General features: G+C 58.8%; 19 protein-coding genes and 2 pseudogenes. 13 read left to right on the top strand and 8 right to left on the bottom strand.

What is annotated here, in order from left to right:
- Positions 1-90: 90 nt before the first annotated feature.
- Positions 91-717 carry a hypothetical protein gene (locus tag MJ643_RS06045; protein WP_208209212.1) on the top strand — a complete coding sequence of 209 codons (627 nt, stop codon included), beginning with the start codon at positions 91-93 and terminating at the stop codon, positions 715-717.
- Positions 718-959: 242 nt separating this feature from the next.
- Here MJ643_RS06045 and MJ643_RS06040 read toward each other — a convergent pair whose 3' ends face one another.
- On the bottom strand, positions 960-2,159 hold the full coding sequence (locus MJ643_RS06040) for a phospholipase D family protein (RefSeq protein WP_208209211.1): 1,200 nt from the start codon (positions 2,157-2,159) through the stop codon (positions 960-962).
- Between the two features lie 43 nt (positions 2,160-2,202).
- Positions 2,203-3,084, bottom strand: a complete 882-nt coding sequence (locus MJ643_RS06035; protein WP_208209210.1) for a hypothetical protein — start codon at positions 3,082-3,084, stop codon at positions 2,203-2,205.
- Between the two features lie 621 nt (positions 3,085-3,705).
- On the opposite strand from MJ643_RS06035, the gene MJ643_RS06030 reads away from it, so the two are divergent.
- The 4 genes from MJ643_RS06030 (at position 3,706) to MJ643_RS06015 (ending at position 6,756) form a co-directional block, all read left to right on the top strand.
- Positions 3,706-3,912, top strand: a complete 207-nt coding sequence (locus tag MJ643_RS06030) for a hypothetical protein (protein WP_021783625.1) — start codon at positions 3,706-3,708, stop codon at positions 3,910-3,912.
- A 17-nt stretch (positions 3,913-3,929) separates the two neighbouring features.
- Positions 3,930-5,501 (top strand): hypothetical protein, encoded by a 1,572-nt coding sequence (locus tag MJ643_RS06025; protein ID WP_208209209.1) that lies wholly within the window; start codon positions 3,930-3,932, stop codon positions 5,499-5,501.
- Positions 5,502-5,568: 67 nt separating this feature from the next.
- Positions 5,569-5,772, top strand: coding sequence for a hypothetical protein (locus tag MJ643_RS06020; RefSeq protein ID WP_021783627.1), 204 nt, complete (start codon positions 5,569-5,571; stop codon positions 5,770-5,772).
- Positions 5,773-6,756 (top strand): hypothetical protein, encoded by a 984-nt coding sequence (locus MJ643_RS06015; protein WP_243899819.1) that lies wholly within the window; start codon positions 5,773-5,775, stop codon positions 6,754-6,756.
- An 88-nt stretch (positions 6,757-6,844) separates the two neighbouring features.
- Here the strand turns inward: MJ643_RS06015 and MJ643_RS06010 are convergent.
- From MJ643_RS06010 to MJ643_RS06000, 3 genes and pseudogenes are all read right to left on the bottom strand, one after another.
- Positions 6,845-7,232: pseudogene (locus MJ643_RS06010) on the bottom strand (transposase); the annotation flags it as partial.
- Positions 7,233-7,568: 336 nt separating this feature from the next.
- Positions 7,569-10,049 (bottom strand): DEAD/DEAH box helicase, encoded by a 2,481-nt coding sequence (locus MJ643_RS06005; RefSeq protein WP_208209208.1) that lies wholly within the window; start codon positions 10,047-10,049, stop codon positions 7,569-7,571.
- Positions 10,050-10,844 carry a Hachiman antiphage defense system protein HamA gene (locus MJ643_RS06000; RefSeq protein ID WP_047596034.1) on the bottom strand — a complete coding sequence of 265 codons (795 nt, stop codon included), beginning with the start codon at positions 10,842-10,844 and terminating at the stop codon, positions 10,050-10,052.
- 358 nt (positions 10,845-11,202) lie between these two features.
- On the opposite strand from MJ643_RS06000, the pseudogene MJ643_RS05995 reads away from it, so the two are divergent.
- Positions 11,203-11,547, top strand: a pseudogene (locus MJ643_RS05995) (thymidylate synthase); the annotation flags it as partial.
- A gap of 117 nt (positions 11,548-11,664) precedes the next feature.
- Here MJ643_RS05995 and cadR read toward each other — a convergent pair.
- Positions 11,665-12,108, bottom strand: a complete 444-nt coding sequence (cadR, locus tag MJ643_RS05990) for a cadmium resistance transcriptional regulator CadR (RefSeq protein ID WP_015272183.1) — start codon at positions 12,106-12,108, stop codon at positions 11,665-11,667.
- A gap of 84 nt (positions 12,109-12,192) precedes the next feature.
- Between cadR and MJ643_RS05985 the strand changes: the two genes are divergently transcribed.
- From MJ643_RS05985 to MJ643_RS05960, 6 genes are all read left to right on the top strand, one after another.
- A complete protein-coding gene (locus MJ643_RS05985) occupies positions 12,193-14,406 on the top strand; it encodes a heavy metal translocating P-type ATPase (RefSeq protein ID WP_038410223.1) in 2,214 nt (737 codons plus the stop codon).
- A 9-nt stretch (positions 14,407-14,415) separates the two neighbouring features.
- On the top strand, positions 14,416-15,279 hold the full coding sequence (locus MJ643_RS05980) for a LysR family transcriptional regulator (protein WP_208209207.1): 864 nt from the start codon (positions 14,416-14,418) through the stop codon (positions 15,277-15,279).
- Positions 15,280-15,504: 225 nt separating this feature from the next.
- Positions 15,505-16,563, top strand: coding sequence for a putative 2-aminoethylphosphonate ABC transporter ATP-binding protein (locus MJ643_RS05975; protein WP_015272180.1), 1,059 nt, complete (start codon positions 15,505-15,507; stop codon positions 16,561-16,563).
- Position 16,564: 1 nt separating this feature from the next.
- Complete coding sequence (locus MJ643_RS05970; protein WP_208209206.1) at positions 16,565-18,289, top strand: putative 2-aminoethylphosphonate ABC transporter permease subunit; 1,725 nt, start codon at positions 16,565-16,567, stop codon at positions 18,287-18,289.
- An 18-nt stretch (positions 18,290-18,307) separates the two neighbouring features.
- Entirely contained in the window at positions 18,308-19,333 is a 1,026-nt protein-coding gene (locus MJ643_RS05965) for a putative 2-aminoethylphosphonate ABC transporter substrate-binding protein (protein WP_038410221.1), read from the top strand.
- Between the two features lie 49 nt (positions 19,334-19,382).
- Positions 19,383-19,931, top strand: a complete 549-nt coding sequence (locus MJ643_RS05960) for a phosphonate degradation HD-domain oxygenase (protein ID WP_024087867.1) — start codon at positions 19,383-19,385, stop codon at positions 19,929-19,931.
- A gap of 125 nt (positions 19,932-20,056) precedes the next feature.
- Here MJ643_RS05960 and MJ643_RS05955 read toward each other — a convergent pair whose 3' ends face one another.
- A complete protein-coding gene (locus MJ643_RS05955) occupies positions 20,057-21,421 on the bottom strand; it encodes a GTPase/DUF3482 domain-containing protein (protein ID WP_038410220.1) in 1,365 nt (454 codons plus the stop codon).
- A complete protein-coding gene (locus MJ643_RS05950) occupies positions 21,414-22,805 on the bottom strand; it encodes a DUF2868 domain-containing protein (protein ID WP_038410218.1) in 1,392 nt (463 codons plus the stop codon). Before MJ643_RS05950 ends, MJ643_RS05955 begins: the two co-directional genes overlap by 8 nt.
- A gap of 54 nt (positions 22,806-22,859) precedes the next feature.
- Between MJ643_RS05950 and MJ643_RS05945 the strand changes: the two genes are divergently transcribed.
- Positions 22,860-23,375 (top strand): dihydrofolate reductase, encoded by a 516-nt coding sequence (locus MJ643_RS05945; RefSeq protein ID WP_038410217.1) that lies wholly within the window; start codon positions 22,860-22,862, stop codon positions 23,373-23,375.
- Positions 23,376-23,458: the final 83 nt, after the last annotated feature.

Below are 23,458 nucleotides of genomic sequence, written 5' to 3'. Positions count from 1 at the left end.
GTGATTCTCTAGGTGCTTTTTTTAAAAAGCATTCGTTGCTTCTAAGTCTATTCCGTGGGATGCTTTTCGCCATCTGAAAAGGGGCCCCCCATGACCGACATCATTTCCTTGATCGAGAACGTTGCTAAGACCAAGAGCGACCTAGCTTCCGCGTCTATTCGGATGCCCAAAGAGCTCTATTCCTTCATCGAAGGGCTGGCTGACCACCTTGATATGAGCCGACAGGAGACCATGCTCAAGCTTCTTGAAAAAGGAGTTGAGATTGCCAAAGTTGCTATGAAGCTCGACGACGAGGTGGAGGCAGCAGCGGAAATCGATTCCCAACCTGCTTCAAATTTTTACATCCTGAATACCAACAAGCGCCATAGTGTCGAGGATCACGAGCGCATGCTGAGCGAGGGCTGTGCGGCTGCGTTTTACGCGCCTTGGAAGCTCAACATTAATCGAATCAATCAAGGGGACATCGTCTTCTTGTATGAGAACGGCAAGGGGATCGTGGCGTATGGAAAAGGCACAGGCGTGACTAAAAAGCGTAGCCACCACGGTTTCGAAGACGAGTGCCACTACCAAGAGCTGCAAGGCTTCAAACGTCTAGAAAAGCCTGTGCCGGCAGCTGAAATCAAGAAAACGGTTCAGAAGAACGTCGTACTCCTCCGCACGATGTCCCCCATGCCGGAAGGTCACCTGCTGCTGGATCTGATCAAGAAACGTGGGTAACTGTGGGAAAAACTGGAAAGCAAAAACCGCCGAGTCGGCGGTTTTCTGTGAACCGTTTTCTTCTGAGGTATGTGCCTTAGGCATGTAGAACTGATGGATGCACTGGGTGGGGCGGTGCTGAGCTAGGGCGTGATTGACGTCGATGATAAGCCGATGCAAATGCTTGCTCCAGGCAAGAAGAAACCGCGCCGGGCTAACCTCGGGTTTACTGACGCGTCCAGCGTTTAGTGCACTGCCTCAGCTTAATCGGACAGCAGGGCCCTGCGCCTCCGAGTCTCATCCCATAGAAGTGCGTCCAACACGCCAAGATTCTCGACTGGATAGCCACCTTTTTTGTTTTGCGCGGAGTACAGAGCAGCTCTGAGAAGAAGTGCCGCTTCAAGATACCGGTATCCTGCGGTAGCTCCATAGTGGCTTGAGCATCCCGTGGATTTTATCCAAGCTCTTATCGGTTCGTTGTCCAGATGGTACAAAGCAGGAAAGAATTGACACAGCATTTCGGTAAAAACAGAGCGGCGTGTTGCGATCTTCAGTTCAGTGAGGCGGTCGATCTCACTCATTACAACGTCGTCCCGATCAGAGGCTTTAGCCTCTATGACGCGCAGGAGTGAAATGGATAGCTCCCTGAAATCACTGTCTTTGCCTCGGCGCTCCCATCCATTTGCTTGAAAGCGACTACCGTCGCCAAAATCCCACAGTCTACGAAACTCGTGATAAAAGGCCTCGTTTTTTTGTGGTGTCCACCAACGTTTCTGCACCGTCGACGCGTTTTTGAAATGCGTGAGTAGATCCTTTTTTAGCTTCTCAAACGTCAGCATCTGACTCCTGCGGAAATCCAAAGAAGATTCTGACGCAGAGATAGATCTTTTTGATGGCAGGCGAAGATTGAAAACCCGATCTGGAAATTTGGGAGTCGCTTTGCCTCCTCTGCTAGGCTTTCCTGTACGCTTCGCTTCGATATAGCCATCTAACCAACTCTGGCCTAGCATTACACAAGATTTTTTAATTTCTAGTATCCATGCCTTTGCGGCCTCAAACTCGGGGCGGGAAATTTTTGAGTAGGCATTTACTTCATGGTTGGTCGCAAATGCTGCTTTGGAGAGGTTAGAGGAGCCTGCAAGAGCATGATAGCTTCCGTCGGCCTCTCTCCAAAACATTGACTTAGGGTGAAACCCTTCAATCAGCTCTGTTACTAAAAAATGGGTTCGTCGTGAAGGTGGTAGCCACTCAATTACTTTGGCGCACGCCGCTTTCCGAGTGATCCCGAAGTCTTTACCTACGATGAATGCAAAAGTTTTACACTGTTTTCCAAGTCTGACAGTCGTATCCCATTCAGTCAGGTATGCGCTCAGAATATATAGCTCTTCAGACTCCCGCAGCGCTCGATGGTAGAGCTTTTGAAGTCCTGCGCCACTGTTGTCGGGCAAGAGTAAAAGTTTCACTGGCTTGGCGTTCCCTAGTGTCCGTTGGCTATGAGCAAAATTATTAAGGCATGACATTTCGAGGGGTTGAGTTTTCCTCCTCGGCTTTCTCAATGGCATCCTTAAAGTCTTGTAGCACCCGCTTGGAGCGCTCAACCAGCTCCTGGCTTACTACAGGATCGGCACCGTGAACGATAGCATTCCTCAGAGTGATCAATTCTTTGATTTCCACAAATAACGAATGCGTTATCTTGCGCTCTCGCCACAATAGCTCCGCAAGTCGAGCATTAGGAGTTCTTCTTAATTTGCTTGGAGCGTGCATTGCCAGCATTAAAGGTTGAAATATATCGGTGGCCTTTTTCAACAAGTTTTCGATTTCGTTGTACGTGCGAATGAAGTCTTCTAAGCTACCCTGTGCCCGGTCTGAGCCATGGCCTGGGTCAATCTCATTCTGAATCTGCTGGCTAGCTGCTTCAACGTTGTGAGGTGTCACTACGTCAAGAACAAATAAAGATATGGCAACAAACGCAATAGCAAAACTGGACTGCGCTGAGTTAAGAAGAACTGTGAGGGTTACGAGGCTGGAAGAACTCTGTTTTGCAATTACCACGTTTGTGAGTAGTATCGTTATGGCGACAAGAATGGTGATTACAATTAATTGCCACAAATACCTCTTTTCAACTTTTTCAATGGACTTGGCTCTGGTGTCATCATTTTGTGCTTCTCGTAACAGCTCGCTTCTGAAAAACAAGTAGCCGGTAATCGTAAGCCCATACACAGCTGCAATAACTTGAGCTGATGTCGAATACAAATACATTATTTGGTTCTCGCTGAGCCTGAACCAGGCATCAGTTACCCCCACGTAGCTGGATATTGCGCTTATTGCAATAAGTGCTACTGCTATGCTGGTTGATACAGAAAAGCTAGAAAATGAATGCAAACGCATTTGCCTATCCTTAATTTGGCTTTCCCATTTCCCGTTTGCCTCAACTTCTACTCAGCAGAAATGGGTGTCCGCTTTTTCGTGGCATTGTGCCACTAAATCTGCGGGGGTGGCAGATGGTGAAGAGGGTGCCATCGTTGCGAGCGCAATAGCACCCTTGGGCGGGTTGTCACACCTTGAGGATTGGCCTCTTAAACCTGATGCGTGGCTAAGTCCCGCGTGCTGTGACGGTTTTGTAGCGCCAGGAGTGGCGAGTGTCGTGATGTCGTCACGATGGGCTGCTCGGGTGATCGCTAGCTTGGGGGCGATGTCTTGAATTGAGCAAATCGCCTCCCAGATTGGTCGTAGAAATGCCGGTGGTGCTTTTGTGACGTCTCTTGGAGGCGGCCTTGGCGTCGTGATATTTCACGAGAGTGGCAGGAAGACTTGGCCTTGGGATGCGGTAGCTGGTCGGGAGCTGCACAAATTTATGGCGGTCAGATGCGTTTTGATCTAGTCTCCGCTCGCATTTCGCAGTACTAATGCACCTAACCTCGTCCAAGCACGGGGTTGACCCGATGGCGCACCGTGTGGTCTGGTGAGCTATCGTTACCTTGAAATTCCTACTCAGAACGGTTGAGAGCCATGGTCAATAATCAGTTGGATGCCCTCGTGCCCGCTCCGCTTGTGTCTGCTACAGACCTTGAGGCTGTAGCTCGTTGGTTTCAGTCTGAGGATGCCGGCCATCAGCTAGCTTCGGCTGCTGCGTTCGCACGCGGCGTCATCGAGGAATACAAAAAGGCGAGCGTCATTCCTCCTGAGGAGCTGTACCGTCCGATCACCTTGGCTTGATTCCTGGCAGGTGATCTTTGGCGTTTGCAGTCCACCCTTACACAATCGCGAACCTGATCCAGTGCTTTGTTAACGGCTCCGCCGGCACCTCGCATGGCCAGATCAGCCGGAAATTCCATCGGATCTACTTCGAAGAGTATTTCAGCGAGCTCAAAGCCAAGACGATCGTGGTCGAGACCGACTACATCGATAAGGACTACCTGGAGGACTACGCGGCCTACTATGACCGCTGCTTCCGCGACTACGACCGACGGACTCACCGTCTTCACTTCTTTGACGTTGATTTCAGCGCAGAAGATTTCGACGCGTGCATCACGGCAACGGGTGGCCTAAGCGAGCAAGCGCTGAGTGATGGCTACCTGGGCTTCGTGGTCGTTAAGCCGCTTCCTCAGTCGATCATCGGTCGCACCTGCTTGCGTACCTACCCATCGGATAGTGGGCGGCGTCATTTCCCGAGCCTGCGTACCTATGAGGTGCATCTCTTCGGTCTGCGGCTCGAGGTTCATAGCCTGGCCTACCAAGAGCAAGACACTGTTGTCGCAGCGTGCGCGACTAGCGCTCTGTGGTCGTGCTTCCAGGGCACCGGTAAGCTCTTCCAGCATCAAATACCCCCTCCGGTCGTGATCACTGACTGGGCGGCGGAACATATGCCGGAAAACCTGGCGCTCGCGAGCGCTCGCGCATTCCCGAACAACGGGCTGACGGCCAGTCAGATGGCTGCCGCCGTTCGTAGGCTCGAGCTAGAGCCGATGGTGATTAGCACCACGGATCGCCATACCCTCAACGGGGTGGCTTACGCGTTTCTGAAGGGCAAGATTCCTTGCGTCCTCGCCTTCGCATTGAAGGAGTGGGACGGCGAGGAGCAGTTTTCCTTCATGGGTCTGCACGCCGTAGCCATCACCGGCTTTTCTCTTTCAGAGGCGCCACCCCTTCCTCAGCGGAAGACAGGCTTCCAGCTGCGCGCTGAGCGAATTGACCGACTGTACGCGCATGACGACCAGGTGGGGCCTTTCGCTCGCATGAACTGGTGCGCTGCCAGCATGGTAGGCCCGGTTCACCCCAGCGACATGACCACCTTGAAAACGTCGTGGCCAGGCGAAGTCTTTGCCGATATTCAAAACCGCTTCGTCATGATCCCGCTGTACCACAAGATCCGTATCCCATATGGAGAGATCCATGCGGCGGTATTGTCTCTGGATGCGCTCATCGAAAAATTCCGAGTGCATCAACCGAATATCCCCCGCGTGGAATGGGACATCTACCTGACGAATGCCAGTGATTACAAGGCGTCGGCTCGTCTCGAGTATCCTGCTCTGGGCATCCCCTTGGCGGATACGCTATACAAGAGCCTGCCGCGCTTCATGTGGCGAGTGACAGTTCGGGCGGAAGACAAGGTCGAGATGGATCTGCTTTTCGACGCTACCGGCATCGCTCAGCATGACCTTCTGGTTCACCGCGCCAGTCGAGGCGGCATTTACCAGCTCATTCTGGGGCACCTGAGCGATGCGTTTTCCAAGCATCCGTTCGAGGTTCCGCCGCAGGTAGAGGCTGTACTGAATAGCTTCGCAGGTACGATCCCGAAGCCTTAAAGGCGTTTTTTTACCGCATATGCTATAATCCGGGCGCAATCCTCCCTGATCCTCACTGGAATCGCCTATGTTTTTCAACCGGATTGGACATCGTAGCGATGCGAAGAAGGCCGAAGATGACGCCTTCATGCAGGCCATCAAGAACATCGACACCCTCGTTGTGAGGGACGGTCGGATGTCGATGGATGCCACCGAGATCGAAGACTTGGTTCGCGCCTCTCGCGACGAAGCCAAGAAACTGGTTAAGCCTGCGCACACTGACGCCGAATAAATGGCCCTTTTACTCATCCTGCCGCTCCTGGTCAGCGGCTTTCTGGTGTGCCTGAAAGACCCCACAATCTACTGCCGATTGCATCGCTGGGAAGGCCAGATGCTCTACCTTCAGGTAGCGCGCTACGGCATCTACTGCTTGTTGATGTCGTTTGTCATCACGGCTGTGGTTACCGGCGTCTTATCCCACGACTGGGGCAGCTTCTGTCCAAGCTGGAAGCAGGTGCCGACGTCAGGTGCTGAGGTTGCTGCGCCCGTTTGCTATCCGGTCAATCTGGATTTCCTGAGTTGGCTGGCCAAGCAGTCCGTGAAGGTGGGTATCGCCAAAGACCCTTACAGCCAGACTAGCGTCTTCCTGATGATTGCCGGTGTGCTTACCCTGGTGATGCCAGCCCTTTGGTCATTCCTCACCGTTCGAGCGTTCAAGCGCGAGCTGAATGCTAACGACAGAGATGAAATTGAGATGTACCTGCTCGCCCAGTCAGTGCGGCACAGCCCGATTTGCTCAGCCATGGTGAAAGCATTTGCTTTCAAGCGGCAGGTGATGATCACCATGGATGATCGCAAGGTCTATGTCGGTCATATCACCGACGTAGGGGCCCCTACCGAGGTCACGGGTGTCGACCAAGAGGTATCGCTGATTCCGTCGGTAAGCGGTTACCGGGATAAAGACACCATGAGGGTGATTTACACCACGGACTACCCGAACGATACGCCCATCAGGCCCATCGCGTTCCGCCAGAGCAATATCGTTTCGATCAGCTTTTTCAGTGACGCCATCCGCGAATCCTTTAAGCGTGCGGATGAGGCGCGCGCTGCTGAGGAGTCGGCCAAGGAGCAAGCTGCTAAAGAGGCTGCAGCCCAAGCTTCGGTATCTCAAGGTGCTCAGTTGGCCGGAGCGCCGGCAGCAAATGAATCCGGGGCGCGAATGAGCCAGGCTCAACCGAGTCAGGGTCAACCCATCCAAGGGCCGGGGCAAGGCTAAATATCGCTATCCAGCCTTTGGCTGGCTAGAGCGATCGAGTTTTGACCCAGATGGGATCATCATTGAGATTGTCGGTAAGTGTCCGCATGCCATTTATACGCGCCGACTGAATCAAACTCATGATCGCAGCCGCCCGTTTACCGCAGCGCAACGACCCGGCAACTAACCAGTTCGAGCGCCCTTTAGTGCCCACGGCCGTATCTGGTCTCGACCTGGTTGTTGTCGATTGGCGCAGCGCCATCGTCCTGGTAGCGCGTTAGCTCTACCCAGCGTTTCAGGCTGTAGGCGAGAGCTTTGGCCGTGGCTGATCCGTTGGGCACCAGGTCGCGCTGGGCTAACATCCACTCATGCAGTGTTTTGCTGATCGGTACCGCCAACTCCTGACGTATTCGCCACCGATCTTCATCGCTCATGTCCCGAGCCTGGCGCACGATCTCGTATAATTCCCCAATCGAATGTAACGCCTGTTCGGCCAGCCAGGTAGAGGTGAGTCACCTACAAGGGTTGCCCCGGTCGCGTCCTCCCGGCTGTCCGGGGCAGGGTGACTTCTGGCGGGGTTTGGAGGGGTTTTAGGAAGGTGCACGGCAATCGGAGGGTGTGCGGTCGGGGTTGGGTGGCGGTTTGAGAGCGTCGCTGCTGCGGGCTCGAAGAGACCGGCTGCAAGTGCCGGGAACGATGCGCTGAAGATTGCAGTGTATGGAAAGCGGACTGCGGTCTATACCCTCCAAGCTGACTGATAGCTGCTCTGCTGGTTGCCCGCCCTCCCAGTATCAACTAGGCGAGCGGGCATCATCTTTCAGCTCTCTGTGGGGCTACGCCGACTGCTCCGGCACAGGTTTCAAGTTCATCTGGGCTTCAAAAATCAGCAGGTCACTTTCTTCGTTCTTTCTCATCAGTGCGATTACATGGGAGCTGACCTCGATCTCACCATTCGCATTCATGCGCACATACCGAGGGTATCGATCAAGCAACAGTTCGGATAATCCGCGACTATAGCCCTCGCGAATCAATTTGATTTTTGATTCATCGTCCGTACCGTACTTCACTCGCTTGTAGAAACTAGGCTCGACGGCGCCAACTCCATTGAGGATCTCAAGGAATCTGAATATTTTGTTATCAAAAAAGTCATCTTCGTCTTTGAGTCTTACAATTGCGAGATTGACTCGTTCTACCTCGTTCTTTCGTGAAATTCTTACATAGTGAGCGCTATGGCTATTTCTGTACGTGGTGTCGCCCCAGCTTGACACGAATACATAGTCGGTGCCTTTCGTTCGGGGAAGATCTTCCCAGTATTTTAACGTGTGTCTGATGATTTGTTTTGTAGTGCGTTTTTTTAGTTTCCAATCTAGGAACATTGCGTAAAAGTCCAACGCTGCCTGGTTTTTTAGGCGCAGCATGTCGCTATTTTTTGTTCCTGCATGAAACTTTTCGATGAAGCAAGTCTTGATGTCGGTTAAGAGCCGGTCGGCGGTATTGATTGGCCCATTCGCCTCGAGTGATAGGGTAATGGCTTCGTCCACTTCTTCTTCTGAGGCAAATACGTCGATTTCGCTGACGCTGTTGGCGATCATTAAGCGGCCAACCTCTGTCTTTACATATTTGCATTCTTCGCCAGTTACAACGCCTGGCTGAAGGTTTTCAAGCCTAGATACCGCGTCCTTGTGGCGCAGGGCGGCCTTGTCATCACTTATGTCTGCTGCTTGGAGGAGAACATTGGTGACCGTGTCTTCGTCTTCTTGCGAGACGTTTACGGAGTTTTCGTAGAACGTCTTGAGGTTCGCTCTCTTATGGGTGTACTCATCAACCCCCAAAAGGTAAATGCTGGACTCAAGCTTTTGCAGTGCAGAACCCGCCTTGGGGTCAAATACCTCACTGAATCTGTTTACCCGTCCAATCAAATTTTTGAACTGTGATGAGGTCAGATTTCCTTTTCCTTTGGAATAGTCAAATATAAACAGTCGTTCGATTGGTAAGTTTACTCCTTCAAGCAACGTTGAGTTGCATACCAGGTATTTCATTGCCTTGGACTGGTTGAACAAATTTTCAAGATAAAGGCGGATGGTGTCTGGGATTGAACCGTGATGATACATCACACCCTTTCGTAGGCAGGCGATGAGCCGATAGCGCTTGTCGAACGTTTCTTCGAGTTCGTCGCAAGCTGTTTGAATCAGTGGGCATTCAATGTTTGGCAAGCTTTCGGCTAGCTCAAGCGCAAATTGCTCAATCCGTTTTTTGGTGTTCCCATATATAATGTTCTTGGCTAGTGATTCACTTTTTATAAGATCAAAACAATTATTGTGCTTGCGCTCTAGGTCAATCCAGTGGTTAAGGAAGTGGTCATAGAGCTTAAGCTTTCCATCATTTTTTCCCGTTCTGAAGTCTCTGACGAGGAAGCGCTCAGATTTAATGTACTCATCAATCCTGAATCCCTTCGGTGTCATGTCCAAGTAGCGAACACGGACATTAAGCTCGTTGCAAAGAAACGGGGTTAGAAACTTGAAGGAAGCGTCGGGGTTACGAGCACCCAAGATACATAGCATTGTGGCCAATAGTTCGTTTCGGCTATCGCCTTGGAGGAGGTTGTGTGCCTCGTCCACGAACACCATGTCGAACTTTAAATAATTATGCTCGTTAAGCATGCGATTCAGTCGTTCTTGAGTCAGCACAAAAACGCGGCTATTTCGTTCAGGAGAATACATCTCGGGATGCGTGATGACTTTGCCCATGTCGTTGATGTCAGCATAAATCAACCGCTTTTTTGTCTGAGCTAGTAAGGCTTTCGACGGTACAAGAATGAGTACACGTTTTTCAGGATTGTCTCTAACGGACTTGATGATCAGCTCTGATTTGCCGTAGGAGGTCGGAGCTACTACAACTGATGAATTTTCATACTCGGCTTGTACGAAAGTTCTCAAAATATCCTGCTGCTCTGTAAGCACCATTCCTTGATCGCGGAAGGTATCTACATAGCTGCTCACGATATTCTGGATAAAAGAGTTGCTCAGCCGTTCATCTTGTTCAAACGACTTTCCGATAGCGGCAGAAACTGGAAGAAGCCCGCTGTTCACGGCTACGTCGTAAAGAGGCTCGTATCGGCCAGTAAGGTTTCCATAAAATAGGGTGATTCGATAACCTAGACGCTTAATCTCTGCCGCGCTGTGATTAAGTAGTAATACAGCAATAGCGAGCAGCTTTACAGTTTCCCCGTCGGACATTTCGTGACCGCGCAGAAGGTTCATGTAGATGTCTTTGAAACGGGTTTTTGCTAGTTCCTTAATGGTGATCTCTTGCATTTAGCATCCTGCCTCTGTGCGGAGGAAATCTTCTAGTTTCTGAAGCGTTCCTTTCTGTAGCGATAGCACTAGAACGGTTTTGAATATCGGGTTGGCTATCAGCTTGTTTGTGAAATGTTCGACTGTCTTCTCTTCTACTTTTCGTGTCGCATCGTTGAATAGCGCAGATACCAGAACGACATTGTTGTCTGAGGCAACAGCAGTGTTCAGGTAGGCGTTGTCACCCTCTAGACCTAGAATCTCAAGAACTGATTCTTTGTAGCCTTTACTTTCACTGATTGATTTCTGGGCGGCATTGATCGCGTTGTGCCAATGGTTCGTTTCGGCCTCGGCAAGTCGACCCTTTAAGTCATCTCGAGCCTTGGCCAGCAAGGCACTAGTAGCTGCGCAAGAGGTTCTTGTGCCTGCTCCGCCCGACTTCACCTCGGTGATCCACACTTCATTCGAAGCGGATTCGTACAGGACGAGGTCAAAGCCTTTCCTGATGTGTTTTTCTTCCATGTTGAAGAACGGGGAAATGACATCGAAGCTATCAAGCTTTTTAAGAATGATCACGTGTGCCAGGAGTTCTCCAAGCATACCAATGCGCGTCTTATCATCTTTAGTCGAATAGCGATCCCAGAATGATTTGAGGGTGGCTGCATACTTGAACATGATCGAGCTGCGGCTGGCGAGATCGGCGCCATGGCAGATACGCGTTAGGTTGTCTCGTATCGTGGTCTTTAGCTCATCAGAAAAGTTTTCAACACAGCACACTGCGTACTGACCGGTTTGCTTGAAGATTACGCCATCCATAACACGATCTTTCCAAAGGGGCCGCAGCCTTTGCTTTCCCCATCGCCGGAGGCGACAGGACTCGAGGATTTGGCAGCCAAGAATCAGCTCTCCGGTGAGCTCCTGGGCTCGCGATAGAGAGGCAATTCACGGCAATCAATGCCATGGAGGCACTGTGCCATTTAGTAGGAAGTATAGCGATAGGGAGGGGATGTGGACGTGGTTGACCCGACGAACGCTGGTTGGCCGCTAGGCCACGTAAACACTGGGCTTGAGCCGCATGTGATTGCTGCATATATGCCTTGCTATTCGTATCGTACTGTGCGATATTTGTTTTGCACACAAGCACTTGCGGTGTGAAAGCCAGAATCTACGGTGAAATGTGCATGTATGGTGTCGGAAGAATGGATTGGGTACGCCGTTCAACCTCACCGAAGGCGCGGCGCTGCTGTCGCTGTTCGGCCGCCTGACCGGCTACACCCCGCGCTGGTTCACCTACTTCATCGGCGATGCCCATGTGTATGAGAACCACCTGGACATGCTCAACGAGCAGCTCAAGCGTGAGCCGCTGGAGGCGCCGAAGCTGGTGATCAGCGACCGCGTGCCAGCGTTTGCCGAGACGGGCAAGTACGAGCCGGAGTGGCTGGAGAAGATCGAGCCGAGCGATTTCTGGCTGGAAGGGTATGAGCACCATGCGCCGATGACGGCGCCGATGGCGGTGTGACAGATCTCTATTGCCTGTACCGGCCTCTTCGCGGGTACACCCGCTCCCACAGGGACCGCACAAAGCTCAGGCCTGTGCAGTACCTGTGGGAGCGGGTTTACCCGCGAAGCTTTTGGCTTAATGCCCGTGGCTTCGCCCTACATGCGAATGCTCGGTTTCCGGCACCGATACCGCCCCGTTCGTCTCCAGTTGCTGCAAGATCGCACACTCCGCCCCTTGCGCATTGCAGCGCCGCCGCAGCTCCACCAACTGCTCCTGCAACGCCACCAATCCATCGATCCGCGCCTGCACATGCTCGATATGCTCGTCGATCAGCGCATTGACGCTGCCGCACGAATCATCGGGGCTGTCGCGCAGGCGTAGCAGGCTGCGGATTTCATCCAGGGTCATGTCCAGGGTGCGGCAGTTGCGGATGAACGTCAGCCGCTCGACGTGGGCCTGGGTGTACAGCCGGTAGTTGCCGTCGCTTCGCGCCGGCTCCGGCAGCAGCTGTTCACGCTCGTAGTAGCGGATGGTTTCCACGGCGCAGTCGGTGGCTTTGGCCAGTTCTCCGATCTTCATCACGAAATTCTCCAGCAAGTGGCTTGACCTTATAGTGGCTACAGGGTGTTCACTTGGCAACAGGCTCAAATTAAGGATGACCCCATGAACCAGCCTGTCAGCCACGAACACAAGCACGATCACCACGCCCACAGCTGCTGTGGCAGCGCTGCTGCGCCAGCGTTGGTCCAGCTGAGCGAAAAGGCCAGCAGCCACGCCCAGTTCAGCCGTTTCCGCATCGAGGCCATGGACTGCCCTACCGAGCAGACCCTGATCCAGGACAAGCTGGGCAAGCTGGCCGGTATCGAGCAGCTGGAATTCAACCTGATCAACCGTGTGCTTGGCGTTCGCCACACTCTGGGTGGCACTGCTGAAATCGAGCAGGCCATCGACAGCCTGGGCATGAAAGCCGAGCCGCTTGGCGCCGAAGACGATAGCACTGCCAGCGCACCGCAAGTGGCCAAGACCCGCTGGTGGCCGCTGGCGCTGTCCGGTATTGCCGCGATCGCCGCCGAAATCGTGCACTTTGCCGCGCTGGCCCCGGAGTGGGTGGTGGCGGCGCTGGCGCTGGCAGCGATTCTCGGCTGTGGCCTGGGTACCTACAAGAAGGGCTGGATCGCCCTGAAAAACCGCAACCTCAACATCAACGCGCTGATGAGCATTGCCGTGACTGGCGCGGTGCTGATTGGCCAGTGGCCGGAAGCGGCCATGGTGATGGTGCTGTTCACCGTCGCCGAGCTGATCGAAGCCCGCTCGCTGGACCGCGCGCGCAACGCCATTGGCGGCCTGATGCAGCTCACCCCGGACATGGCCACCGTGCGCCAGGCCGATGGCCAATGGCGGGAAGTGGAGGTGCGGGAGGTGGCCATCGGGGCCCTGGTGCGGGTGCGCCCCGGCGAACGCATTGGCCTGGACGGTGAAGTGACCAGCGGGCAATCCACTGTCGATCAGGCGCCGATCACCGGCGAAAGCCTGCCTGTGGAAAAGGCCGTGGGCGACAAGTTGTTCGCCGGCACCATCAACCAGGCAGGGGCGCTGGAGTTCCGCGTTACCGCCGCTGCCGGGCAATCGACTCTGGCGCGGATCATCAAGGCCGTCGAGGAAGCGCAAGGCGCGCGGGCGCCTACCCAGCGTTTCGTCGACCGCTTCTCGCGCATCTACACCCCAGTGGTGTTTGCCATTGCCCTGGCCGTTGCGGTGATACCGCCGCTGTTCATGGCCGGTGCCTGGTTCGACTGGGTCTATCGCGCCCTGGTGCTGCTGGTGGTGGCCTGCCCATGCGCCCTGGTGATCTCGACCCCGGTGACCATCGTCAGCGGCCTGGCTGCCGCCGCGCGCAAGGGCATCCTGATCAAGGGTGGCGTGTACCTGGAAGGCGGGCGCCAGCTGGACTTCCTGGCCCTGGACAAGACCGGCACCATCACCCACGGCAAGCCGGTGCAAACCGATGCCAAGATACTGGAGCCGCTGTTCGAAGGCCGCGCGCAAGCCCTGGCCGCCAGCCTGGGCGAGCGTTCCGACCACCCGGTCTCCCGCGCCATTGCCCAGTTCGGCAAGGAGCAAGGCCTGGCCTTGAGCGAGGTTGATGACTTCGCCGCCCTGGCCGGGCGCGGTGTGCGCGGTACCATCGCGGGTGAGGTTTACCACTTGGGTAACCACCGTCTGGTCGAGGAGCTGGGGCTGTGCTCGCCCGAGCTCGAGGCCCAGCTGGATGCGCTGGAGCGCCAGGGCAAGACCGTGGTGCTGCTGCTCGACCGCTCCGGCCCGTTGGCGCTGTTCGCGGTGGCCGACACGGTCAAGGAAAGCAGTCGCCAGGCCATCGCCGAGCTGCACGAGCTGGGCATCAAGACTGTCATGCTGACCGGTGACAATCCGCATACCGCCCAGGCCATCGCCACCGTGGTGGGTATCGACCGTGCCGAAGGCAACCTGCTGCCTGCCGACAAGCTCAAGAGCATCGAAACCCTGTACGCCCAGGGCCATCGGGTGGGCATGGTCGGTGACGGTATCAACGACGCCCCGGCGCTGGCTCGTGCCGAGATCGGTTTTGCCATGGCGGCGGCCGGTACCGACACCGCCATCGAGACCGCCGATGTGGCGCTGATGGACGACGACTTGCGGAAAATCCCGGCCTTCGTCAGGCTGTCGCGCCAAAGTGCGGCGATCCTCATGCAGAACATCGTTCTGGCGTTGGGCATCAAGGCGATATTCCTGGCGATCACCTTTGCCGGCATGGCCACCATGTGGATGGCGGTGTTCGCCGACATGGGCGTGAGCCTGCTGGTGGTGTTCAACGGCTTGCGCCTGTTGCGCAGATAGAGGACGTGCATGCTGAGTTCGGAGCTGAAAGCCTTCTACATGGTGGCCCGCCTGGGCAGCATCACCCTGGCGGCGAAGAAGCTCGGCCTCAGCCAGCCCACGGTGACCACGCAGATTCGCAACCTGGAGAGCCAGTACGCGGTGGAGCTGTTCTACCGCGGCGGGCGGCGCCTGGTGCTGAGCGAGGAGGGCGTGCGCCTGCTGCCGATGGTCAAGGCACTGCTGCAGCAGGAGGCCGACATCGAGTTCGAGCTGCGCAACAGCGGCCAGGCCCAGGGCAGCTTGCGCATCGCGGCCACGGCGCCTTACTACATCCTCGACCTGGTGAAGATCTACCGTGAACGCCTGCCGCAGGTGGAGGTGGCGGTGGAAATCGGCAACTCGCAGCAGGTGCTGGAGATGCTCGAGGACTACCGGGTGGATATCGCCGCTTCGTCGCAACTGCTGGAAGATGCTCGGCTGGTGCGGCGGGTGCTGGGGACTGACCCGTTGGTGGTGGCGGTGCATCGCAACCACCCGTTGGCACACCGCCAGGCGGTGTCCATTGACGTGGTGGCCGGGCATTGCCTGCTGATGCGCGAGAAGGGCTCGACCACACGCAAGCTGACCGAGCAGATGATGCAAGAGGCCGGGGTGAAGGCCGGGGCGTTGCTGGAGATTGGCAGCCGCGAATCGATCCGCGAGGCGGTGCTGCGCAATATCGGCATCAGCGTGATTGCCCGGCACGAGGTGCCGCACAACCCTGAGTTGCGGGTGCTGACGCTGGAGAACGCGCCGGTGATGCATGAGTACATGTATTGCCTGAAGGAGCGGCGCCAGGCCCGGTTGCCGGCGGCCTTCCTTGGGGTGGCGCAGGAAGTGGCCGGTTCATAGTTCTAGACCTGTGTTGGCTTCTTCGCGGGTAAACCCGCTCCCACAGGTACTGCACAGCCTTCAGATGCGGCGAGATTCCTGTGGGAGCGGGTTTACCCGCGAAGAGGCCCGCAAAGACCACTACAAAATCTGCCTATACCACTATCACTGGCTTTTGCCCTAAAGCCACAGAACCTTCGCACAGCCTTCCTAGCATGGCCCTCATCTCTTCGATGAGGCCCTGCCATGAACCACACCACCCCCGGCGCACAGATGAAAGTGCGCAACATCCACAAGCGCTTCGGCGCCTTCACGGCGCTGAACGATGTCTCGCTGGACATCGCCGCCGGCGAACTGGTGTGCCTGCTCGGGCCTTCCGGCTGCGGCAAGACCACATTGCTGCGCTGCATCGCCGGCCTGGAGCGCCAGGACCGCGGTACGTTGTACATCGGCGAGCGTGATATCTCCGAGCTGCCACCCCAGGCCCGTGACTACGGCATCCTGTTCCAGTCCTACGCGCTGTTCCCCAACCTTACTGTCGAAGCCAACATCGCCTATGGCCTGACTGGCAGCGGCCGTGAACAGGCCCGCCAGCGAGTGACCGAAATGCTCGAACTGGTGGGCCTGGCCGGCAGCGAGAAGAAATACCCCGGTCAGCTTTCCGGTGGCCAGCAGCAGCGTGTGGCCCTGGCCCGCGCGCTGGCACCATCGCCGTCGTTGCTGCTGCTGGACGAGCCGATGTCGGCGCTGGATGCCCGGGTGCGCGAGCACCTGTGCACCGAACTGCGCCAACTGCAGCGCCAGCTGGGTATCACCACGCTGATGGTCACCCACAACCAGGACGAGGCCATGCTGATGGCCGACCGCATTGCGGTGATGAACAACGGCCAGGTCGAGCAATACGCCACCCCGCAGGAAATCTACGACCAGCCGGCCACGCCGTTCGTTGCCGAGTTCGTCGGCCAGGGCAACTGGTTGCCGTTCCAGCGCAGCAGTGACAGCCATGCCCAGGTCGGTGGCATGAACATGCGTCTGGCACCAGGTTCGGCCCGACCCAGCAGCGGTCGGCTGTTCTGCCGCCCGGAGGCGATCACGGTCAACCCGGCGGTGCACGAAGAAAACCTGTTCCCGGCCATGGTTCGTGAAATCACCTTCCTCGGTAACCGCTGCCGCATGAGCTTCGAGCTCAAGGCGCTGCCTGGCCATGCACTGCTGGCGGAACTGGCTCCCGAGGCCATGCCGCGGCTGGGCTCGCAGGACATCTGGGTGGCGCTGCCGCCGCAGAGCCTGCAGGTGTTTGCCTGAGATGGCCGCGCCAATGTCCCTGCCGCTGAGCCAGGCCAAGGCCACGCCGCGTGCTGGCGTCGCCCTGGGCGACCGGTTGTTCGTCGTCGGCGGCAAGAGCCTGCTGCTGATCCTTCTGGTGCTGGCGGTGCTGATGCCGCTGCTGGCGATCTTCTGGCGCGGCTTCAGCGCAGAAGCGGGCCAGGGTGGCGGCCTGCTGGCGGCCCGCGAACTGTTCGCCAGTGAAAACTTCCACTGGCTGCTGGGCAACAGCCTGTCGGTGGCCTTCACGGTGGCAGCCATCGTGGTGCCGCTGGCCTACCTGTTCGCCTATGCCCTGCAACGCACGCTGATTCCGGGCAAAGGCCTGTGGCGGGGGATTTCGTTGCTGCCGCTGCTGGCGCCGTCAATGCTGCCGGCCATCGCCCTGGTCTACCTGTTCGGTAACCAGGGGCTGCTGCGCGGGTTGCTCAGCGACAACATCTATGGCTTCTGGGGCATTGTGCTGGGCGAGGCCATCTACACCTTCCCGCATGCCCTGATGATCCTGCTGTCGGCGCTATCGCTGGCCGATGCACGCCTGTTCGACGCAGCGTCCAGCATGGGTGCCGGCCCTTGGCGAGCGTTCACCAGCATCACCTGGCCGGCCACTCGCCAGGCAGTATTCGCGGCGTTCTGCCTGGTATTTACCCTGACCGTCACCGACTTCGGTGTACCGGTCGTGGTCGGCGGCGACTATCAGGTGCTGGCGCTGGAAGCCTACAAGGCGGTGGTCGGCCAGCAGCAGTTCGGCCGCGGCGCGCTGATCGGCATGGTGCTGCTGTTGCCGGCGCTGTTCAGCTTTACCGTCGATGCCTGGCTACGTCGGCGCCAGGGCGAGGCCATGAGCGGCCGTGCCCAGGTGTTCGAGCCCAAGCCGTCGCGGGGCCGTGATGCCTGCTTCCTGGCGATCGTGCTGCTGGTGTGCGCGGCATTGCTGTTGGTGATCGGCATGGCGGTGTATTCGTCGCTGGTCACGTTCTGGCCCTACAACCTGTCGTTGTCGCTGCGTCACTACATGTTCGAGGACACCGCCGGTGGTGGCTGGCTGGCCTACCGCAACAGCGTGACCATGGCCATCGGCACCGCGCTGATCGGCAGCATCGTGATCTTCACCGGCGCCAACCTGATGGAGAAGACCCAGGGCCAACGCCTGCTCAACCAGGCGCTGCGCCTGCTCAGCTTCATCCCCATGGCCGTGCCGGGCCTGGTGCTGGGCCTGGGCTACGTATTCTTCTTCAACCTGAACGGTAACCCGCTGCATGTGTTCTACGGCGGCATGGGGCTGCTGGTGGTGTGCACCATCGCCCACTACCTGACCACCGCGCAGATGACCGCGACCACCGCCCTGCGCCAGCTCGACGGCGAGTTCGAGGCCGCCGCGCTGTCGCTGAAGGCGCCGCTGTACAGGCACTTCCTGCGGGTGACCATGCCGATCTGCCTGCCGGCGCTGCTGGACGTCATCCGCTACCTGTTCGTTTCGGCGATGACCACCGTGTCGGCGGCGATCTTTCTGTACAGCCCCGACACCATCCTGGCTGCCGTTGCCGTGCTGAACATGGATGACGCCGGCAATGTCGGTGGTGCCGCCGCCATGTCCACCCTGATCCTGCTGACCAGTGCCGGCGCTTCACTGCTGCTGGCCGCAGCCTCACGCGGCCTGCTGCGCCGCTCCCAAGCCTGGCGCCAACGCGCCGCGACCGTCTGACCTGTAAGGAACCTACCCATGTACAAGCACCTTGCACTTGCTGCTGCCGTTTCCGCCGTGTTCAGCCTGCAGGCTTCGGCCGCTGGCACCCAGCTGACGGTCTACACCGCCCTGGAAGCCGAACAGCTGAAGAGCTACAAGCAGGCCTTCGAGAAGGCCAACCCGGACATCGAAATCAAGTGGGTTCGTGACTCCACCGGCATCATCACCGCCAAGCTGCTGGCCGAGAAAGACCGCCCGCAAGCCGACGCAGTGTGGGGCCTGGCTGCTTCCAGCCTGGCTATCCTCGACCAGAACGGCATGCTCGAAGCCTACGCACCGAAGGACCTGGGCAAGATTGCCGCCAATTACCGCGATGCTGCCAACCCGCCAGCCTGGGTCGGTATGGACGTGTGGGCCGCGACCATCTGCTTCAATACCATCGAGGCCGAGAAGCAGGGCCTGAGCAAGCCGGTGAGCTGGCAGGACCTGACCAAGCCCGAGTACAAAGGCAAGATCGTCATGCCGAACCCGGGCTCGTCCGGCACCGGCTTCCTGGATGTCAGTGCCTGGCTGCAGACCTTTGGCGAGCCACAGGGTTGGGCGTACATGGATGCGCTGCACCAGAACATCGGCCAGTACGTTCATTCCGGTTCCAAGCCGTGCAAGCTTGCCGCAGCGGGTGAATACCCGATCGGTATCTCGTTCGAGTACCCGGCCGTGCAGCTCAAGCGCCAGGGCGCGCCGCTGGACATCGTGCTGCCGAAGGAAGGCCTGGGCTGGGAGATCGAGGCGACTGCGGTGATCAAAGGTTCGCCAAAAGCGGATGCGGCCAGGCGCCTGGCTGATTTCTCGGCAAGCCCGGCGGCCATGGAGCTGTACAAGGAGAACTTCGCCGTGCTGGCTGCCCCGGGTATTGCCAAGCCGCAGACCGAACTGCCGGCGGACTATGAACAGCGCCTGATCAAGAACGACTTTGCCTGGGCCTCGAAGAACCGTGACCAGATCCTGGCCGAGTGGCGCAAACGCTATGACGGCAAGTCGGAGAAGGTGGCTCAGCAGTAACCTGCACCGGCCACTTCGCAGCACCCAATCAAGCCAGGAGAAGACAGTGATGCCGACCCCAGCCCAGATCATCGACAGCACCTTCGCGCTGTACGAACGCCACGGCAGTGACGACTACATCGGCGAAGCCATCACCCAGCTCGAGCACATGTCCCAGGCCGCGCAACTGGCCATGGCCGAAGGCTTCGACGACGAAGTGGTGCTGGCGGCGTTCTTCCACGACATCGGCCACCTGTGCGGCGGTGACGCCAGCATGGGCGGTTATGGCGTGGTCAGCCATGAGCGCATCGGCGCTGAGTATTTACGCCGCTGTGGCTTCGGCGAACGCATGGCGCGGCTGGTGCAGTATCACGTGGAGGCCAAGCGCTACCTGACTTTGCGCCAGCCTGGGTATTACCAGAGGTTGAGTGAAGCGAGCCGGCGGACCTTGGAGTATCAGGGGGGCGTGATGAGCGAGGACGAGGCGGATGTGTTCGAGCGGGATCCGCTGTTCGAGGTGAGCTTGCGGATGAGGGAGTGGGATGAGCGGGCCAAGGTGGTCGGGGTGGCGGTGATTGACCTGGATGGGTTGAAGCGGAAGGCTTTGGCATTACTTTGAGATGTGGGCTGCCTGTGCGGGCCTCTTCGCGGGTGAACCCGCTCCCACAGGAATAGTGCACATCTCAAGGAATGTGAGATACCTGTGGGAGCGGGTTTACCCGCGAAGAGGCCAGACCTGCCCACTCAAAATTGTGAAACCAGAGCCTCCAGCTGTTCCTGCCGCTCAGCCTGGTTCAGCTTCGCCCCAGGGTTGAGGGTGGACCACTGCGGATGCGCCCGCGCCTTGCTCAGCGCCTCCGGCAACTTGCCCTCCCGCCAGGCCTTCTCATCCAGTTCCCCCAGCCGAATGCTGTCCTGCGCCGCATGCCCGCGGTTTTCCAGCGCCACCATCAACTGCTGCTGACGCAAGGCCAACAGGCGCAACACCGTGTCGTCCACCGTCAGCTCGCGCTTGCCCTTGAGCTTGCCCATCAGCCGCGACCCATAGTTGCGCGCCGTCTGCAGCGCGCCGCCGGCAATTGCCCCGGCCAGGGCGGCAGCCCCCAGTGTCAGGCCGCCGACCAGCAGGTCCACCCCGGCACCCGCCGCAGCACCGGCGGCCACACCGCTGCCCAAACGCACGCCCAGCAGCTTCAAGGTTTCGGGATTGAACAGGTCATCGCCCCAACGGCCATCCAGCAACGGCAGGTCGCTGGCATGGGCGTCCTCGCGGCGGAAGGCATACAGCTTGAGCAGTGCCTCGACACAGCGCTGTTCGCGCTGGCGCACCTCTTGCCGCAATGCCTCGATGGCCCGGGCTTCGGCAGCCGGCTCGGCCTCGACGCTGCGCCGGCAGGCGGCGCAGTCCAGCAGCAGCTCGGCAATCAGGCGCTTGCCGCTGTGGCGGCGTGCCAGGCGCTGTGCCAGCTGGTCGTCGATCAGCCGCTGCAGGGCTGGGCGGGCGTCTTCCAGCAGCAGGGCCAGGCTTTCGTACAACCGGCGCTCGCCATCCTCTGGCGGGGCCACGCTGTCGAACCGCACCAACGCGTGAAGCCCAAGCCTGGCAAGGGCTTCACGCCATTGCGGCTCGCGGTGCTGGTGGCTGGCGACGAAGTTGAGCACCGGTAGCAGCGGCTTACCGCAGCTGGCCAGCACTTCCAGTTCGTCGCGGTATTTGGCCAGCACCGGTTCGCGGGCGTCGATCACATACAAGCCGGCATTGCTGGCCAGCAGCTGGCGCAGCACCTTGGCCTCCTGCTCGAAACGCTGGCGTGCCTCGCTGCCTTGCAGAAAGCGCTCGAGGCGGGCCGGGCCGTCCAGGCGCTCGCCCGGGCGCTCCAGGCGTTCGAGATAGTCGAGCAGGGCAATGGCGTCTTCCAGGCCCGGGGTGTCATACAACTCGAGCAAGGGTTCGCCGTCCACCGACAGCCGCGCACCTTCCACATGGCGGGTGGTGCTGGGACGGTGGGAGACTTCGCCAAAGCCGACGTCGCGGGTCAGGGTGCGCAGCAGCGAGGTCTTGCCGACGTTGGTGTGGCCGACCACGGCCAGTTTCAGCGGCTCAGTCATGGCCATGCTCCAGCCAGGTCAGCGGCGAGGTATCGGCATGCGCCAGGCCAAGGCGGTCGAGGGCTTCGTGCCAGTCGCCCAGGCGCTGGGCGTCCAGGGCCTCGCCCGGTGCGGCCTGCAGTAGCCATATACGGGTGGCACCGGCGTTGCGTGCCAGTTCGGCGAGCAACGCCAGGCTGCCACGATCGGGAGAGCGGCGCGGGTCGCAAGCGATGGCCAGGCGTGCTGGCGGGAAACGGCTGAGCTGTTCCAGCAGGCGGTTACGCGATTCGCGGCTGTCGAGCACGCCGGCACTGGTTACGCTTTTTGGCAGCGCGGGTGGCCAGGGATGCTGGTCGTCCAGCTCCAGGCCGACCAGCAGGGCACCGCTGCTGCCGCTTTCCAGCTGGCCAGCGGCAAACTGCGGCAAGGCCTCGGGCGCGGCATCCTGGACGCCGATGCGTTCGCTGCGCGGCATCAGCGCTTCACGCAGCTGCGCGTAGCCGGGCAGGCTGAGGTCCAGCGCCAGGCGTTGGCGGCCTTGACGCCAGCGCCACAGGCACAGCCCGGCCAGCAGCAGACGCGGCAGCAGGCCGTACACCAGCACCACGCCAAGCAGCCAGCTGGCCCAGGCCTGGCGCGCCAGGTCCAGGGCCGGCTGGCTGTCGCCGCTGGCGCGGATCATGGCCTCGTCGGGTACCGTGAAGCCCAGCAACGAGGGCAGCGCGCCCAAGGCCTGGGTCAGGTGGATGAACGGGTCGGCGGCGAGCAGGGTGGTCTCCCAGACAAAGCCATAGCGCCGGGTCGCCAGCAAGGCCAGCAGCATGCCCAGTGCGGTGATCATCGCCAGCAGCCACAGGCCATGCACCAGCAGGCCGAGCAGCCAGCGGTTCAGGCGCTGACGTTGCAGCAGCACCAGCAGCGCCGGTGCCAGGTGCGCGGCCTTGGCGTCACGGGCAAAGCGTTCGCTCAGCCACAGCCACAAACGGCCCAGCCCCGCGCCATGCTCGCCGCTCAGGGCAAAGCCGATGGCCCAGCCCAGCAGCATCAGCAGGTTCAGCCCGAGCAGGCTACCCAGGGCCCAGAACACATTCACCGGGCGCTGCCCGTCGCCCAGGGCGGCCAGTGCCAACCCTGCGCCGCTGAGCACGGCCAGCACCAGCAAGGCCAGCAGCGCCAGGCGTGCGCCCTGTTTCCAGTGGCGCAGGGCGGTGGTGATGCCGTCGCGTTCGGCCAGGAACAGGGCACGGGTTTCGATGCGGGCCGCCAGGTCACCGCCTGCCTGGCGGGCGCGGCGGTTGGCTTCCTGGTCCTCCAGGGGGCCGGCATGTTCCTCACGCAGGCGTACCGCTTCGGTGAGCCAGCGCTTGTCCAGTGAAGTGGGTGCAGTCACAAGGTCTTCCATTGCACAGGTCAGGGCAGAAGCATAACCCACACGCCCGGTGCTATCCTCGCTGGCATGAATACATCACTCCCCCTCAGCCTGATCGCGGCTCACGCCGAGAACCGCGTGATCGGCATCGACAACTCCATGCCCTGGCATCTGCCGGGGGACTTCAAGTACTTCAAGGCCACTACCCTGGGCAAGCCGATCATCATGGGGCGCAAGACCTGGGACTCGCTGGGCAGGCCATTGCCCGGGCGGTTGAATATCGTCGTCAGCCGGCAGGCCGGGCTGGAACTGGCGGGGGCCGAGGTGTTTGGCTCGCTGGAAGAGGCGCTGGTGCGGGCCGAGCAGTGGGCGCGTGAGCAGGGCGTTGATGAGCTTATGCTGATTGGCGGGGCGCAGCTGTATGGGCAGGCGCTGGAGAAAGGGCTGGTCAGCCGCATGTACCTGACGCGGGTCGAGTTGTCGCCGGAAGGGGATGCGTGGTTCCCTGAGTTTGATCGGGGGCAGTGGACCTTGGTGTCGAGCGAGGCGCAGGCTGAGGAAGGCAAGCCTGGGTATCATTTCGAGGTCTGGGACAAGGTTTGAGATTGCCGGGGCTGCCTTGCAGCCCTATCCGACCGGTCCGGCGCCCCGGCAAGGCCGCTCCCTCATTGATCGGCGTACGCGGG

The sequence above is a fragment of the Pseudomonas sp. PNPG3 genome, from assembly GCF_023093815.1.
In the GTDB taxonomy this organism is placed as follows: domain Bacteria; phylum Pseudomonadota; class Gammaproteobacteria; order Pseudomonadales; family Pseudomonadaceae; genus Aquipseudomonas; species Aquipseudomonas asiatica.
The sequence above is the reverse complement of the archived record's forward strand: the minus strand, read 5'-3'. Positions and strand labels throughout refer to the sequence as shown.